Origin of the sequence: Streptomyces sp. NBC_01166 (assembly GCF_045039765.1) — a bacterium.
In the GTDB taxonomy this organism is placed as follows: Bacteria; Actinomycetota; Actinomycetes; order Streptomycetales; family Streptomycetaceae; genus Streptomyces.
Genome location: NZ_CP108613.1, coordinates 2374479 through 2390184, shown reverse-complemented (window position 1 = coordinate 2390184; position 15706 = coordinate 2374479). Strand labels below are relative to the sequence as shown.

Genomic DNA, 15706 nt, shown 5'->3' with positions numbered 1-15706 from the left:
GATCCTGACACCGGGGTAATCCGTGAAAAAGCTCTCCGCACGACGACGCCATCCGCTGGCGGCGGTCGTCGTACTACTCCTCGCGCTGGCGGCTACCGGGGGGCTGTACGCCGCGTTCGCGCCTGCGGGTAAGGCGCAGGCCGACGAAACCGCCCAGTCCCTCGCCATCGACGAGGGCAAGAAGCTCTACTCCGTGGGCTGCGCCAGCTGCCACGGATCCGGCGGTCAGGGCACCACCGACGGGCCGTCCCTCGTAGGCGTCGGCTCCGCCGCCGTCGACTTCCAGGTCGGTACCGGACGCATGCCGGCTCAGCAGCCGGGCGCCCAGGTCCCGAAGAAGAAGGTCATCTACACCCAGGCCGAGATCGACCAGCTCGCGGCGTACGTCGCGTCGCTGGGCGCCGGTCCGATCACGCCGACCAAGAGCCAGGTCGACCCCTCGGGTGCCGACGTGGCCAAGGGCGGAGACCTCTTCCGTACCAACTGCGCGCAGTGTCACAACTTCACCGGCAAGGGCGGCGCGCTGACGAACGGCAAGTACGCCCCGGACCTCGAAGGCGTGAGCCCGAAGCACATCTACGAGGCCATGCAGACCGGCCCGCAGAGCATGCCCTCCTTCCCGGACAGCACCATGCCCGAGCAGGAGAAGAAAGACATCATCGCGTACATCAAGACCGTCAACGGTGATGAGTCGGAGGACCCCGGCGGGCTCTCGCTCGGTGGCCTCGGCCCCGTCAGCGAAGGTCTCTTCGGCTGGATCTTCGGCCTGGGCGGCCTGATCGCCATCGCCGTATGGGTCGCGGCCCACACCGCTAAGGCCAAGAAGTCATGAGTAGCCAACAGATTCCAGAAGAGAACCTGCCGGTAGAGCAGGGCACCGCGCACGGCGCGGTAGAGGGTGCGGGCGACCCGTTCGCCGACCCGGGGCTGCCGGCCCACAAGCCGCGCATCCAGGACATCGACGAACGCGCCGCGAACCGCTCCGAGCGGGCCGTCGCCTTCATGTTCACGCTGTCCATGCTGGCGACGGTCGGCTTCATCGCCTCGTACGTCATCTTCCCGGTCGACAAGATCGTCTACATCTGGCCGTTCGGCCACGTGAGCGCGCTGAACTTCTCCCTGGGTCTGACCCTGGGCCTGGCGCTCTTCCTGATCGGCGCGGGGGCCGTCCACTGGGCGCGCACCCTGATGTCCGACGTGGAGGTCGCCGACGACCGGCACGCGATCGAGGCGACGCCCGAGGTCAAGGCCAAGGTCATGGCCGACTTCGCGGACGGCGCCCGGGAGTCCGCGCTCGGACGGCGCAAGCTGATCCGCAACACCATGTTCGGTGCGCTGGCCCTGGTGCCGCTCTCCGGTGTGGTGCTGCTGCGCGACCTCGGTCCGCTGCCGGAGAAGAAGCTCCGCAAGACCCTGTGGGCCAAGGGCAAGCAGCTCGTCAACATGAACACGATGGAGCCGCTGCGTCCCGAGGACGTCGTCGTCGGTTCGCTGACCTTCGCCATGCCCGAGGGCCTGGAGGAGGACGCGCACGACTTCCAGTCGCAGATCGCCAAGGCCGCCCTGATGATCATCCGCATCGAGCCGGACAACATCAAGGACAAGCGTGAGCGCGAGTGGGCCCACGAGGGAATCGTGGCCTTCTCCAAGATCTGCACCCACGTCGGCTGCCCGATCAGCCTGTACGAGCAGCAGACGCACCACGTGCTCTGCCCGTGCCACCAGTCCACCTTCGACCTCTCCGACGGCGCCCGCGTCATCTTCGGTCCGGCCGGTCACCCCCTCCCGCAGCTGCGGATCGGCGTGAACAGCGAGGGCAACCTCGAGGCGCTCGGTGACTTCGAAGAGCCCGTCGGTCCTGCCTTCTGGGAGCGCGGATGAGTACTGCGACAGACACACAGCGCAAGGCGCCCGCCGGTGAGCGGGTGGCCGACTGGGCGGACGGCCGGCTCGGCATCTACGGCCTGGCCAAGGCCAACATGCGCAAGATCTTCCCGGACCACTGGTCCTTCATGCTCGGTGAGATCTGCCTCTACAGCTTCATCATCATCATCCTCACGGGTGTGTATCTGACGCTGTTCTTCCACCCGAGCATGAACGAGGTCGTCTACCACGGCTCGTACGAGCCGATGCAGGGCATCCGGATGTCCGAGGCGTACGCCTCGACGCTGGACATCAGCTTCGACGTCCGCGGTGGTCTGCTCGTCCGGCAGATCCACCACTGGGCAGCGGTGATCTTCCTCGCCGGCATGTTCGTGCACATGTTCCGGGTGTTCTTCACCGGCGCGTACCGCAAGCCGCGTGAGATCAACTGGCTGTTCGGCTTCCTGCTGTTCGTCCTCGGCATGTTCACCGGGTTCACCGGCTACTCGCTCCCGGACGACCTGCTCTCCGGTACGGGTGTGCGCTTCACGCAGGGCGCGATCCTGTCGATGCCGATCGTCGGTACGTACATCTCGATGTTCCTGTTCGGCGGGGAGTTCCCCGGCACCGACATCATCGCGAGGTTCTACTCGATCCACATCCTGCTGCTGCCGGGCATCATGCTCGGGCTCGTGGTCGGCCACCTCATCCTGGTGTTCTTCCACAAGCACACGCAGTTCGCGGGTCCGGGACGTACGAACAAGAACGTCGTCGGCATGCCGCTGCTGCCGGTCTACATGGCCAAGGCAGGCGGATTCTTCTTCCTGGTCTTCGGCTTCATCGCGATCATCGCGGGCATCGCCTCGATCAACCCGATCTGGGCGCTCGGCCCCTACCGTCCCGACCAGGTGTCCACGGGCGCCCAGCCGGACTGGTACATGGGCTTCGCCGAAGGCTTCGTCCGTGTCATGCCGGGCTGGGAGATCAACCTCTGGGGCCACACGCTGGTCCTCGGCGTGCTGATCCCGCTGGTCCTCTTCGGTGTGGTCCTCGGGGCACTCGCGCTCTATCCGTTCATCGAGTCCTGGATCACCGGGGACAAGCGCGAGCACCACATCCTGGACCGTCCGCGCAACGCTCCGACCCGTACCGGTCTCGGCGTCGCCTGGGTGACGATCTACTTCGTCATGCTGATCGGCGGCGGCAACGACATCTGGGCGACCCACTTCCACCTGTCGCTCAACGCGATCAGCTGGTTCGTACGGATCGCCTTCTTCGTCGGCCCGGTCCTGGCGTTCGTCGTCACCCGGCGGATCTGCCTCGGCCTCCAGCGCCGCGACAAGGAGAAGGTGCTGCACGGGCGCGAGTCCGGCACCATCAAGCGCCTGCCGCACGGTGAGTTCGTCGAGATCCACGAGCCGCTCAGCCCCGGCCAGCTGCACACGCTCACCGCGCACGAGCAGTACAAGCCGGTCGAGATCGGCCCGACGGTCGACGAGAACGGTGTCGAGCGCAAGCCTTCGGCGCTGCAGAAGCTCCGGGCCAGGCTCAGCAAGAGCTACTACGGCGAGGACAACCAGATCGCCAAGCCCACCGCCGAGGAGTACAAGGAGATCACCAGCGGCCACGGCCACCACTGATCACCTCAGCTGACCGCCACAGCAGGAGCCCCGTCCATCCGATGGACGGGGCTCTTCGCTGCCCCCGGGCCTGGATAGGGTGGGAGGTATCCCTTGTATCGGCTGTGGACCCCCAGGAGCGGACCATGAACGTTGTGACCCCGGACGGCGGCGACAGCGTGGCGGCCCGTACCTGGCCCGGCGTACTGACCCCCCTGCTGCGCGGCGAGCACCTGGGCGCGGACGACACGGCGTGGGCCATGGACCGCATCATGAGCGGCGAGGCCACGGACGTGCAGATCGCGGGCTTCGCCGTCGCCCTGCGGGCCAAGGGCGAGACCGTCGACGAGGTCACCGGACTCGTCCGCGCCATGTACGAGCACGCCCACACCATCGAGGTGCCCGGCCGCACGGTCGACATCGTGGGCACCGGCGGCGACATGGCCAAGACGGTCAACATCTCCACCATGTCGGCGATCGTCGTCGCGGGGACCGGAGCGAAGGTCGTCAAGCACGGCAACCGGGCCTCCTCCTCGGCGAGCGGTGCCTCCGACGTCCTGGAGAAGCTCGGCGTCAACCTCGAACTCACGCCGCAGCGCGTCGTGGCCGTGGCCGAGGAGGCGGGCATCACCTTCTGCTTCGCCGTGAAGTTCCACCCCGCTCTTCGGTACGCGGCCAGGGCGCGCAAGGAGCTGGGCACGCAGACCACCTTCAACATCCTGGGCCCGCTCACCAATCCGGCCCGGGTGCGTTCCCAGGCCATCGGGGTCGCCGACCCGAAGATGGCGCCCATCGTCGCGGGGGTGCTGGCGGACCGGGGGAACTCGGCGCTCGTCTTCCGGGGCGACGACGGCCTCGACGAGCTGACCACCACGGCGACCTCGCGGGTCTGGATCGTCCGCGACGGCACCGTGCGCGAGCAGGCCTTCGACCCGCGCGACGTCGGCCTGGACCTGGTCCCCGTCGAGGCGCTGCGCGGCGCGGACTCCTCGTACAACGCGGATGTGGCCCGTCGGCTGCTCGACGGGGAGACCGGCCCCGTACGCGACGCGGTGCTGCTCAACTCGGCTGCCGCACTGGTCGCGCTGGACCCGGGCGAGGGCTCGCTGGACGAGCAGCTCTCGGCCGGGATCGCGCGGGCCGCGCAGTCGATCGACTCGGGCGCGGCCAGGAGCGCGCTGGAGCGCTGGGTGGCGGCCAGCAACGCCTGAGGGCGCAGGCTGTGAGCAAGGGCGCAGTCCGGATCGCGGACTGCGCCCTTGCGCGTCGCCGTGGGTATGGCAAGATGCTGCGCAGGTCATGAGTGACAGCGACTACGGCCCCGGCCCGCTGTCCGGCAACCCTCCGTCCGTGGCGGGGTGCCCCGGGTGAAGACCAGGCCGCAGGCAGCGAGGTCTGTGGCAAGCGCGGGCCCCTCGGCATCGTTGGATGCCACCCCTTGGGGTCCTGGTCCCAGGGAGTCTTCTGTGAGCAAGCGAATGCGATAGGGCTCTAGGCCCTCCTCCGCACACCCCTTTTTTCTTTCTCTCCCCGCACTGCTGCGTCCTGTCGGGCCGCCGGTGCGTGGATCTCGCCTGCCTTTTACGGGAGTTCGCCATGTCTGTCTCCACCGCTGCCGTCGACCAGTCCATTTGTGCCCCGCTGCCGGTTCTGGGCGCCGATGTCACCGTTCCGCTCGTTACCGGCGGAGACGTCACCTACGCCGCCCTCGACTACGCGGCCAGCGCCCCGGCGCTCCAGCGGGTCTGGGAGGACGTGGCGGCCTACGCCCCGTACTACGGCAGCGTGCACCGCGGCGCCGGCTACCTCTCGCAGCTCTCCACAGACCTGTTCGAGAACAGCCGCCGGACCGTGGCGGAGTTCCTCGGCTGCCGCGCGGAGGACCAGGTGGTCTTCACCCGCTCGACGACCGACTCCCTCAACCTGCTCGCCGCCGCGCTGCCCGCCGGCTGCGAGGTGTTCGTGTTCGAGACCGAGCACCACGCCTCGCTGCTGCCCTGGCGTGACGCCCGGGTGACCTACCTCGACGCCCCGCGCACCCCGGGCCAGGCGGTCGCCACGCTGGAGCGGGCGCTGGCCGGCCGGGAGCCCAATGGTCCCGCACTGGTCTGCGTGACCGGCGCGTCCAACGTCACCGGTGAGCTGTGGCCGGTGAAGGAACTGGCCGCAGCCGCCCACGCCCACGGGGCGCGGATCGTGCTCGACGCGGCGCAGCTGGCCCCCCACCACCCGGTGGACATCGCCGAGCTGGACGTCGACTGGGTCGCCTTCTCCGGGCACAAGCTGTACGCGCCCTTCGGCTCGGGCGTCCTCGCCGGCCGCGCCGACTGGCTGGTGGACGCGGAGCCGTACCTCGCGGGTGGCGGCGCCTCCCGCAAGGTCGCCCGGCGCACCGACGGCGGTGTGGACGTCGAGTGGCACACCACCCCGGCCCGGCACGAGGCGGGATCGCCCAACGTCATCGGCGTCTACTCCATCGCCGCGGCCTGCAAGGCCCTGACCGAGGCCGGATTCGACCGGTTGGTCGCCCGGGAGCAGCAGCTGGTGACACGGGTCCGTGAGGGGCTCGCCGACGTCCCCCAGGTCAAGGTGCTCTCGCTCTTCGGCGACGACGCCCCGAGGGTCGGCGTCATCTCCTTCGTGGTCGAGGGATGGAACAGCTCGCACTTCGCCGCGGCGCTCTCCGCCGAGTACGGCATCGGGGTGCGCGACGGACTGTTCTGCGCGCACCCGCTGGTGCGGACCCTGCTGGGCAGCGAGCCGCAGGAGCCGGGCGAGTGCGGCGCGCCGGAGGCCGCGCCGGGGGAGAGGTCCCTCAACGCCATCCGGGTGAGCTTCGGCGCCGGCACGCCGGACGAGCACATCGAGAGGTTCCTGGGCGCCGTCCGCGAGCTCGTCAGCAAGGGCGCCCGCTGGAGCTACCGCACCGAGGAGGGCCGCTGCGTGCCCGACCGGGGTGCCGCGCAGGTCTGAGCGGGTCCGGACACGGCTCCGGCCGGGAACGGGAGGCGTGTCGCCCCGTCCCCGGCCGGAGCCGTACGCCGTCTCAGGCGTCGAGACCGATGGCGAAGGCCGCCTCGAGGTCGTGCTGCGAGTAGGTGCGGAAGGCCACATGGGTGTCGGTGCCCTCGACGCCCTGGATCTTGCTGATCCGGCCCGGGATGACATCGGCCAGATCGTCGTGCCGGGCGACCCGGACCATGGCGATCAGGTCGTACGTACCGGTGACCGAGAAGACTTCGCTGACACTGTCCAGCGCGGCGATGGCCTCGGCGATCTCGGGGATCCGGTCCACGCTGGTTTTGATGAGCACGATCGCGGTGATCACGGCTGGCTTTCTCCCTCAGTGGCCGTGGCTGGAGACTTCACTCTAGTACCCCGGAACCGCACCCAGGCGTAGAGGAACCCGGCCGCGAAACCCGCCACGTGCGCGAGGTACGCCACGCCCGGGCCGCTGCCCGCGCTCCGCGCCGCCAGCCACTGCAGGACGAACCAGAACACGAGCACGATCCAGGCGGGGAAACGCAGCGGCAGGAAGAAGAGGAAGGGGAAGAGGCTGGTGACGCGGGCCCGGGGGAAGAGATAGAGGAACGCGCCGAGCACCGCTGAGATCGCCCCCGACGCGCCGACCAGTGTCTGGTCGGAGTCCGCGTGCACCACCGCGTAGGCCACCAGGGCGAAGTAGCCGCAGGCGAGATAGAAGAAGGTGAACTCGGTGCGGCCCATGCGCTCCTCGGCCATCGCGCCGAACACGTAGAGGAAGAGCATGTTGCCCAGCAGGTGCAGCCAGCTGCCGTGGACGAAGAGCGCGGTCAGCGGGGTCAGGGCCGCGTGGGCCGAGCCCTCCATCAGCTCGGTGGGGATCACGCCCCACCGCTCGAAATACCCGGCCTGAGCGGCCAGCAGCGCGTCGGCGCTGCCGTGGACGGGGTTGAACCCGGAGAGCGGGCTGATCAGGAACACCGCGCAGCAGAGCGCTATCAGCCCGTACGTGACCGGGGCGCCGCCCGCCGCGGCCGCCGCCCGGAGCTCTCCGGCCCGCCTCCGCCAGTGGACTTCCCGCCGATAGGTCACGCACAGAGCATGACGCACCGGGCGAGAACGGGACAGACCGCCTCGCCGTGCCGATAGGTATGCGCAAGGCCGTAGGGTTACAGCAGGACATCCGCAGTTCGACGGCGCACCGCGAGATCGAAGCCTGGGCACGCACGAGACTCGACGAACGACGAAAGAGGACGCAACGATGACGACGGTTCCCCAGCCGACGGACGGGACCCGCTGGCGCTGCACGCTCTGCGGCAACCTGACCCGTTTCGATGTGACGCGCTCCTCCAAGGTCGTGGAGTACGTGCATCTCGACCTGGCCGGGGAGTCGAGTATCGAGGAGCGCGAGGTGGTCAGTGAGACCATCGAGTCGGTGCGCTGTCGTTGGTGCAACGCCGTGGACCAGATCGAACTGGTCGACAGGCCTGGTGCCGACTCCTGACGGGGCAGTGCGGACAGACACATTGGGGTGATGGATGGTGGAGCAGCCGACAGGCGGCGCCGGACCGGCCGACGCGGCCGACGGCACCGCGGAGTCGCTCGACCGTCCGCTGCCCGAGGGCGTGCGCCGCAAGGTGGTGGCGCTGGTCTCGGACGCGTTCGGCGGTCTGACCGTCGGCGAACTCCCCGCCCAGCTCCGGCAGTACGCCCGTTTCACCCCGAGCAGGCGGGCCAAGTTCGCGGGTAACGCGATGGCCGCGGCCCTGGAGAGCGACCCGGTGTTCCGCCGGCGCATCGGTGAGCGGATCGGCCAGAGCCAGCCGGAGCTGGCCGACGCCCTCGCGTCCGGTGCCCCGCCCGCCGCCGCCGACCCCGTCGATGTGGCGGCCGCCGCCTATGTGCTGCGGCCGGCCGGCTGGGTCAAGCTGGTGTCCGCGGCCGGCGAGGAGGTCCAGCGGGCCCACGCCGAGCGTGCGGACGAGGAGACCAGGCGCGAGCTGGAGCGGCTGCGTGAGGAGCTCGACCGCGCCCGCGGCCAGACCAGGGCCGACACCGAACGGCTGCGCTCGGAGCTGGACGCGTCCCGCAAGGAGACCGACTCCCTCCACCGCAAACTGCGCAGCGCCCTCAGTGAGGTGAAGCGCGGAGAGGCGGCTCTGCGCAAGGCGGGCGCCGAGACCGACGCCGTGCGGGCCGAGGCCGCGGCCCAGGTCTCCGCGGCCGAGAGCGAGTCCCGCCGGCTCAAGGCGCGGCTGGCCGAGGCGGAGGCCTCCGTCGAGGCGGGCCGCCGGGCGGCCAGGGAGGGGCGCTCGGTCGAGGACATGCGGCTGCGGCTGCTCCTGGACACCGTGCTCGACGCGGCACAGGGTCTCCGCCGCGAACTGGCCCTGCCTCCTTCCTCGCTCCGCCCCGCGGACAGCGTCGAAGCTGTGGAACCCGGCCGGATGTCACCGAAGGACATTGCCGCCAGGGCCCTTTCGGAGACCGACCCGGCGCTGCTCGACCAGCTGCTCGCCCTGCCGCAGGCGCATCTGATCGTCGACGGCTACAACGTCACCAAGACCGGCTATCCGCAGATGCCGCTGGAGAAGCAGCGGTTGCGCCTCCTGGGCGGCCTCTCGGTCCTCGCGGCACAGACCGGGGCCGAGATGACCTGCGTCTTCGACGGCGCCGAACTGGCCGCCCCGGTCCTGCTCGCACCACCCCGCGGGGTCCGCGTCCTCTTCAGCAAGGCGGGCGTGACCGCGGACGAGCTGATCCGGCAACTGGCGCGCGCCGAACCGTCGGGCAGGCCCGTCGTGGTGGTCTCCACCGACCGCGAAGTGGCCGACGGCGTAGCGAAGGCCGGCGCGCGGCCGGTCGCGTCCGCCTTGCTCCTGAAGCGCCTTTCGCGCGTCTGACGCGTCATGTGAGACATGAGTGACTTGTCGGAGTTTTTGGAACGTACCGTCAAGTCGCCGCTACGCGCAGTGTGATGAAAGTAAAGAAGTGCCTGGTGTGACGAGATTTTGCTCGTGAGGATTTGAACTGATCACAAGATGGTCACTAAGGTCAGGCCTCGAACCTTCGCACGGTTGATCGCCCACCCGGGGTGACGGCGGAGGAACCGCCGAGTCCGTGACGTGCACGGAGCCGGGGATTCTTTCCCCCACAACCCGGTAGGCGGCTCGAGGAAGAAGGAGCTCGCCTTCGTGGCGTCCCACCGTCGTCCCAAGCAGCCGAGCCGCACCCGCGTGACCGTGCTCACCGCGACCGCCGCTGCGGCCGTGGCCCTGACCTCCCAGGCGGCCCACGCCGACCCCAAGCCGACCAAGAGCGAGGTCAAGGCGAAGGTCGACAAGCTCTACCACGAGGCCGAGGTCGCCACCGAGAAGGCGAACGGCGCCAAGGAGCAGCAGGACAAGCTCAAGAAGCAGGCCGACGCGCTCCAGGACAAGGTCGCCCGCGGCCAGGACGAGCTCAACGCCCTGCGCGGCGAGCTCGGTTCGCTCGCCACCGCGCAGTACCGCTCCGGTGGTCTCGACCCGTCGGTCCAGCTGCTGCTCTCCTCGGACCCGGACAGCTTCCTCGACCAGGCCTCCGCGCTCGACCAGCTGACGGCCAAGCAGGCCGAGTCGCTGCAGAAGATCCAGGCGAAGCAGCGCACCCTCGCGCAGCAGCGCCAGGAGGCCGAGGGCAAGCTCGCCGACCTCGCCGACGTCCGCAAGACGCTGAACGAGAACAAGAAGAAGTACCAGGGCAAGCTGGCCGACGCCCAGAAGCTGCTGAACACCCTCACCGCAGCCGAGCGCGCCAAGATGGCCGAGGACGAGCAGCGCGCCAGCCGCGCCGCCGGTGACCGGGTCGACCTCGGCAACGAGGTCCCCGCCTCAGCCCGTGGCGCCGCCGCCCTCCAGGCCGCCTCCACGCAGCAGGGCAAGGCGTACGTCTCCGGTGCCACCGGTCCCAACGCCTACGACTGCTCGGGTCTGACCCAGTGGGCGTACGCCCAGGCCGGCGTCCAGATCACCCGCACCACGTACACCCAGATCAACGACGGTGTCCGGATCGGCCGCAGCGCCCTGAAGCCGGGCGACCTGGTCTTCTTCAACAACACCTCGCACGTGGGCCTGTACGCGGGCAACAACCAGATCCTGCACGCCCCGAAGCCCGGCGCCGTGGTCCGCTACGAGTCGATGGACTACATGGGCACCTTCCAGTTCGGCGTGCGCGTCTGACGCCCGAACGGGCGAATCGCGGTACCCCTCGACGGAGCCCCGCCCCGCCGGAGACCACAGGTCACCGGCGGGGCGGGGCTTTTCCGTCCCCCTCCCGCTTCCGGCGTGGCCTTTGGCCGGGGTGCAGCCGTCCGGTTACTGTCTGCGCTGCCGCGCAGCTCCCGGTCGTCGGTCCGCCCGTCCCGGGCGGCAGGGGCTGCGCACATCTGCGTACAGCGGAAGGGAGTGCGGCTTCCTGTGGTGTCGCATCGCCGTCCCACCCGGCCCGGCCTCAACCGTGGTGTCCGGGCCACCGTCCTGTCCGCCGCCGCGGCCACCGCGGCGGCCGGCCTCCAGACCACTCCCGCGAGCGCCGTGCCCGAGGAGACCCACGGGACGGCGAAGGCCGCGGTCGACCGGCTGTACGGGGAGGCCGAGCGCGCCACGGAGCAGTACAACGCCGCCCGGGAGAGCCTCGGCCGGCTGCGCGGCCGGATCGCCAGGGCCCAGGACTCGGCGGCCCGGACGCAGGAGGACGTCAACCGGATGCGGGAGTCCCTCGGCTCCATGGCCGGTGCGCAGTACCGCTCGGGCGGCATCGACCCCTCGGTCGCCCTCCTGCTCTCCTCGGACCCGGACACCTTCCTGGACCGGGCCGCCGCTCTCGACCGTGCGGGCGAGCGCCGGACCCTGACACTGCGCAAGCTCCACCACGCCCAGCGGAAGATCGCGCAGAGCCGTGCTGAGGCCGCCGGTGCCCTCGCCGCCATGGAGCGGGAGAGCGCGGCGGTGGCGCGCCACAAGCGCACCGTGGAGGGCAAACTGGCCCGCGCCCGGGAACTCCTGCGCACCCTGCCCGCCGCCGACCGCGAGTCCTTCGGCAGGGCGTCCCGCTCCGGCCCGTCCGAGACGCTCACCGAGGGAGCCCCCGCCTCCGCGCGCGGCCTGGCCGCTCTCATGGCGGCCCGGCAGGCCCTCGGCCGTCCGTACGTCTGGGGCGCCAACGGGCCCGCCGGGTTCGACTGCTCCGGGCTGATGCAGTGGGCGTACGCGCAGGCCGGCGTCGGCCTGCCGCGGACCTCGCAGGCGCAGCGGTACGCCGGCCGCATGGTGCCGCTCGCGCAGGCGCGGCCGGGCGATCTGGTCGCCTACCGCGCGGATGCCGGCCACATCGGGATGTACGCGGGAAACGGGCAGGTCATCCACGCCCCGTACCCCGGAGCGCCGGTGCGCTACGACCCCGTCGGCATGATGCCCGTCTCCTCGGTCACCCGCGTATGACCGTACGATCGGCCCGATGGCTGTTCGGACGCAGGACGCGCGGCGGGAGCGCACCCGCAGACGGGGCACGGCAAGCGCCGTGCTCGCCGCTCTGCTGCTCGTGCCCGCCTGCGCCGGCCCCGGGGACTCCGCCACCGGCATCACCGCGCGGGAGGTCGGCGTCGCCCTGGACCGCCGGGCCGAGGCGGTCATGGAGCACGACACCGACGCGTACCTGGCCGCGCTCGACCCCCGTGCCGCCTCCTTCCGGGCCGCACAGCGCACCGAACTGAGCAACCTCGCCGACGTGCCGCTGGAGTCTTGGGCGTACAAGGTGAAGGGCGTCACCGACGAAGGCGCGGACCGGGTGAGCGCCGAGGTCGAACTGCGCTACCGGATCAAGGGCTACGACATGGCCCCCATGTCCTCCTCCCGCACGGTGGAGCTGGTCCGCCGGGGGGAGGGCGGCCGCTGGTACATCGCCGCCGACAGGGCAGCCGACGGCTCCCCGGGGCAGCTCTGGCAGCAGGGCGACGTCGAGGTCGTACGGGGCACGCACAGCCTGGTCCTCGGGGTCGGCCGCCGGACCGCGGAGCTGCGCCGGATCGCGGCCACCGCGGACCGGGCCGTCCCTGCCGTCACCGGCACCTGGCCGGAGCCCTGGGCCGAGCGGGTCGTGGTGCTCGTCCCGGAGTCCGTGGAGGACATGGCGGGGCTCCTGGACGCACCCGCGGCCAGCTACCGGGGCATAGCGGCAGTCACCACCGGCAAGGTGGGCGGAAGCGGCCGGGAGCCCGCGGACCGGGTGATCGTCAATCCGCAGGCGTACGGAATGCTCGGCGACTTCGGGCAGCGGGTCGTCCTCACCCACGAGACCACCCATGTGGCGACCCGGGCACACACCTCCGCCGCCACGCCCGTCTGGCTCTCCGAGGGCGTCGCCGACTGGACCGCCTACCGCCAGGAGAGCCGCACCGCCCCGGAGATCGCACCGGAGCTCGCCGAGGCCGTCCGGGGCGGTGACCTGCCCGCGCGGCTCCCGACCGACGAGGACTTCGGCTTCGGCGAGGACGCGGCGGAGCTCTCCCAGGCCTACGAGGGCGCCTGGCTGGCCTGCGAGCTGATCGCGAAGGACTGGGGCGAGGAGGAGCTGATCGCCTTCTACAAGGCCGTGGGGAGCCGTTCCGAGCGGGACGGGGCCGTCGAGCAGGCCATGCACACCGTGCTCGGTACCACGCCCCAGGACTTCACGGCGCGCTGGCGGGAGTATCTGCGCGCCCGGCTGGGCTGACCGGCTCCGCCGCCCGCCCCCGCACCACCCGGGGCACGGTGTCCCGCCAGAGCCGCCGCCCGGCGCTCAGCGTCGCGACGAGCAGCAGACCGTTGCGTACCGCCATCAACTCCAGGCCCTCCGCGTCACTGGCCACCACATGCCCGAAGCCGAGCGGGAACTCCAGCAGGGTGACGGCCGTGGCCACCAGGACCAGACACGCGGGCAGCGCCATCCTGCTGCCCCGGAAGACCAGGCACACCGCGGCGACACCGAGAGGCCACACCATGTACTGGGGGCTGATGACACGGCTGGTCACGGTGAACAGCAGCACCGCGGTGAACGCCGCGTCGGCCGGGGTGTGCACCGCGAACGTGCGGGCCCGCAGCCGCCACACCAGCAGCCAGCCGAAGGCCAGCACGCTCAGCGCCAGGGCCAGCGTGCTCACCAGCGCCACATGCGGGCCGGCGAACTCCATCGAGCCGTAGCGGAGCTCCACCCGGCCCTCCCAGCCGAACTGCCGGGCCACATGGAAGACCAGCGCCCCCAGCGACTCGATCTCCAGCCCCCGGTCCCGCTGGAACGTCAGGAAGGCGAACGCGCCGGGCACCGCCACCGCCGCCACCAGGGCCAGCAGCGCGAGCGTCACCGCCGCCGCCGACCAGGAGCGGCGGGTGGCCCTGCCCCGGGCCGTGCCCACCAGCACCAGCACCGGCCACACCTTCAGCAGCGTGCCGAAGGCGGCCAGTGCCCCCAGCACGCGGGGGTGACGGACACCCGCCAGCAGTGCCGCCACCGCGACGGCCGTCACCATCAGGTCGTAGCGCGCGTACACGGTCGGCCCGAGCAGCGGCACGCCCGCCACCCACAGCCAGGCGCCCGCGTCGCGCATGCCCGGACGGCTTCCCGCGTACAGCAGAAGACCGAACACCAGCGCGTCACACAGCAGCACGAGGACGAAGAAGGCGGAGGCGTACTCCAGGAACGGCAGCAGATCCGGGGAGAGCACGGCGAGGGCGGCGGCGGGCGGGTACTGCCACGTGACGTCGTCCAGCGGGTACGTGCCGGTGCGGAGCACCTCGTACCAGCCCCGGTAGATCACCGAGACGTCGCTCGTGACGTCGGGGCCCGGCACCGTGAACACCTTGAAGACGCAGAGCAGCAGCACCGCCCGGGTGAGACCCCATACGGCGAGGGACAGAGCCCGGCCACTCGCGTCCGTCCTGACCGTCATGCACGCCATGATGCAGGCCCGGGCTGTGCGGGAGCCGTCAGGCAGGGCCGTCGGGCCGCCCGGTACTGTCGGCGGCGATGGACAAGACGCTGATCGTGACGAACGACTTCCCGCCCCGCCCCGGCGGCATCCAGGCCTTCCTCCACAACATGGCGCTGCGCATGGATCCCGACCGGATCGTGGTCTACGCCTCCACCTGGAAGCGCGGCACGGAAGGCGCCGAAGCCACCGCGGCCTTCGACGCCGAGCAGCCGTTCACCGTCGTACGCGACCGTACGACGATGCTGCTGCCCACCCCGGGGGTCACCCGGCGGGCGGTCCGGCTGCTGCGTGAACACGGCTGCTCCTCCGTGTGGTTCGGCGCGGCCGCCCCGCTCGGGCTGATGGCGCCCGCGCTGCGCGGGGCCGGTGCCCGCCGGATCGTGGCCACCACCCACGGCCACGAGGCCGGCTGGGCACAACTGCCCGCTTCCCGGCAGCTGCTGCGCCGCATCGGCGAGGGTACCGACACCATCACCTACCTCGGCGAGTACACCCGGTCCAGGATCGCCGCGGCGCTCACCCCCGAGGCCGCGGCCCGCATGGTGCAGCTGCCGCCCGGGGTCGACGAGAAGACCTTCCACCCGGCCTCCGGCGGCGACCGGATCAGGGCCCGGCTCGGGCTCGCGGACCGGCCCGTCGTCGTGTGCGTCTCGCGGCTGGTGCCGCGCAAGGGCCAGGACACGCTCATCCTGGCCATGCCCGCGATCCTGGCGCGCGTGCCGGACGCGGTCCTGCTCGTCGTGGGCGGCGGCCCGTACGCCGGGCAGCTGAAGAAGCTGGCGGCCGAGACGGGCGTCGAGGACTCCGTGCGCTTCACCGGGCCGGTGCCCTGGGAGGAGCTGCCCGCGCACTACGGCGCCGGCGACGTGTTCGCCATGCCGTGCCGCACCCGGCGCGGGGGGCTGGACGTCGAAGGCCTCGGCATCGTCTACCTGGAGGCGTCCGCGACCGGACTGCCCGTCGTGGCGGGCGACTCGGGGGGCGCCCCCGACGCCGTGCTCGACGGCGAGACCGGATGGGTGGTGCGGGGCGGCTCCGCCGAGGAGTCCGCCGACCGGATCGTCACCCTGCTCCTCGACCCGGAACTGCGCCGGCGCATGGGGGAGCGGGGCAGGGCGTGGGTCGAGGAGAAGTGGCGCTGGGACCTGCTCGCCGAGCAGCTGAAGACGCTGCTCTGACCACGCACGAGGAGGGGCCCGCACGGTTCGCCGTGCGGGCCCCTCCTCGTGCGTGCGTC

Annotated in this window: 14 protein-coding genes and 1 riboswitch; of the genes, 11 read left to right on the top strand and 3 right to left on the bottom strand. The window is 71.1% G+C overall.

Annotated elements, in window-relative coordinates:
- The first annotated feature begins 22 nt into the window (after window positions 1–22).
- The 5 genes from OG379_RS11015 to OG379_RS10995 all read left to right on the top strand — a co-directional run bounded on the left by OG379_RS11015 (window position 23) and on the right by OG379_RS10995 (window position 6455).
- Window positions 23–832, top strand: coding sequence for a c-type cytochrome (locus OG379_RS11015; RefSeq protein WP_393755777.1), 810 nt, complete (start codon window positions 23–25; stop codon window positions 830–832).
- On the top strand, window positions 829–1881 hold the full coding sequence (locus OG379_RS11010; RefSeq protein ID WP_405661629.1) for a Rieske 2Fe-2S domain-containing protein: 1053 nt from the start codon (window positions 829–831) through the stop codon (window positions 1879–1881). The genes OG379_RS11015 and OG379_RS11010 overlap by 4 nt, the downstream gene beginning before the upstream one ends.
- On the top strand, window positions 1878–3503 hold the full coding sequence (locus OG379_RS11005) for a cytochrome bc complex cytochrome b subunit (protein ID WP_393755773.1): 1626 nt from the start codon (window positions 1878–1880) through the stop codon (window positions 3501–3503). Before OG379_RS11010 ends, OG379_RS11005 begins: the two co-directional genes overlap by 4 nt.
- A gap of 125 nt (window positions 3504–3628) precedes the next feature.
- The gene (trpD, locus tag OG379_RS11000) at window positions 3629–4693 is read left to right on the top strand and encodes an anthranilate phosphoribosyltransferase (protein ID WP_405661626.1); all 1065 of its coding nucleotides are present in this window, start codon (window positions 3629–3631) and stop codon (window positions 4691–4693) included.
- Between the two features lie 84 nt (window positions 4694–4777).
- Window positions 4778–4895, top strand: a riboswitch (SAM riboswitch).
- Window positions 4896–5078: 183 nt separating this feature from the next.
- Entirely contained in the window at window positions 5079–6455 is a 1377-nt protein-coding gene (locus OG379_RS10995) for an aminotransferase class V-fold PLP-dependent enzyme (protein ID WP_405661624.1), read from the top strand.
- A gap of 73 nt (window positions 6456–6528) precedes the next feature.
- On the opposite strand, the gene OG379_RS10990 is transcribed toward OG379_RS10995, so the two are convergent.
- Both OG379_RS10990 and OG379_RS10985 read right to left on the bottom strand, forming a co-directional pair.
- Entirely contained in the window at window positions 6529–6810 is a 282-nt protein-coding gene (locus tag OG379_RS10990) for an Lrp/AsnC family transcriptional regulator (RefSeq protein WP_104784870.1), read from the bottom strand.
- On the bottom strand, window positions 6807–7574 hold the full coding sequence (locus OG379_RS10985; protein ID WP_405661622.1) for a rhomboid family intramembrane serine protease: 768 nt from the start codon (window positions 7572–7574) through the stop codon (window positions 6807–6809). Before OG379_RS10985 ends, OG379_RS10990 begins: the two co-directional genes overlap by 4 nt.
- A 151-nt stretch (window positions 7575–7725) precedes the next feature.
- Between OG379_RS10985 and OG379_RS10980 the strand changes: the two genes are divergently transcribed.
- From OG379_RS10980 to OG379_RS10960, 5 genes are all read left to right on the top strand, one after another.
- Entirely contained in the window at window positions 7726–7968 is a 243-nt protein-coding gene (locus tag OG379_RS10980) for a hypothetical protein (protein WP_311312862.1), read from the top strand.
- A gap of 37 nt (window positions 7969–8005) precedes the next feature.
- A complete protein-coding gene (locus tag OG379_RS10975) occupies window positions 8006–9367 on the top strand; it encodes an NYN domain-containing protein (protein ID WP_405661619.1) in 1362 nt (453 codons plus the stop codon).
- 291 nt (window positions 9368–9658) lie between these two features.
- The gene (locus OG379_RS10970; protein ID WP_393755763.1) at window positions 9659–10684 is read left to right on the top strand and encodes an NlpC/P60 family protein; all 1026 of its coding nucleotides are present in this window, start codon (window positions 9659–9661) and stop codon (window positions 10682–10684) included.
- 237 nt (window positions 10685–10921) lie between these two features.
- Entirely contained in the window at window positions 10922–11944 is a 1023-nt protein-coding gene (locus OG379_RS10965; protein WP_405661616.1) for an NlpC/P60 family protein, read from the top strand.
- A 16-nt stretch (window positions 11945–11960) separates the two neighbouring features.
- Complete coding sequence (locus OG379_RS10960) at window positions 11961–13214, top strand: hypothetical protein (RefSeq protein ID WP_405661614.1); 1254 nt, start codon at window positions 11961–11963, stop codon at window positions 13212–13214.
- On the opposite strand, the gene OG379_RS10955 is transcribed toward OG379_RS10960, so the two are convergent.
- On the bottom strand, window positions 13171–14427 hold the full coding sequence (locus OG379_RS10955; protein ID WP_405661613.1) for a glycosyltransferase 87 family protein: 1257 nt from the start codon (window positions 14425–14427) through the stop codon (window positions 13171–13173). The genes OG379_RS10960 and OG379_RS10955 overlap by 44 nt on opposite strands.
- Before the next feature lie 77 nt (window positions 14428–14504).
- Here OG379_RS10955 and OG379_RS10950 point away from each other — a divergent pair, with 77 nt between their 5' ends.
- Window positions 14505–15647, top strand: a complete 1143-nt coding sequence (locus OG379_RS10950) for a glycosyltransferase family 4 protein (RefSeq protein WP_405661611.1) — start codon at window positions 14505–14507, stop codon at window positions 15645–15647.
- The last annotated feature ends 59 nt before the right edge of the window (window positions 15648–15706 follow it).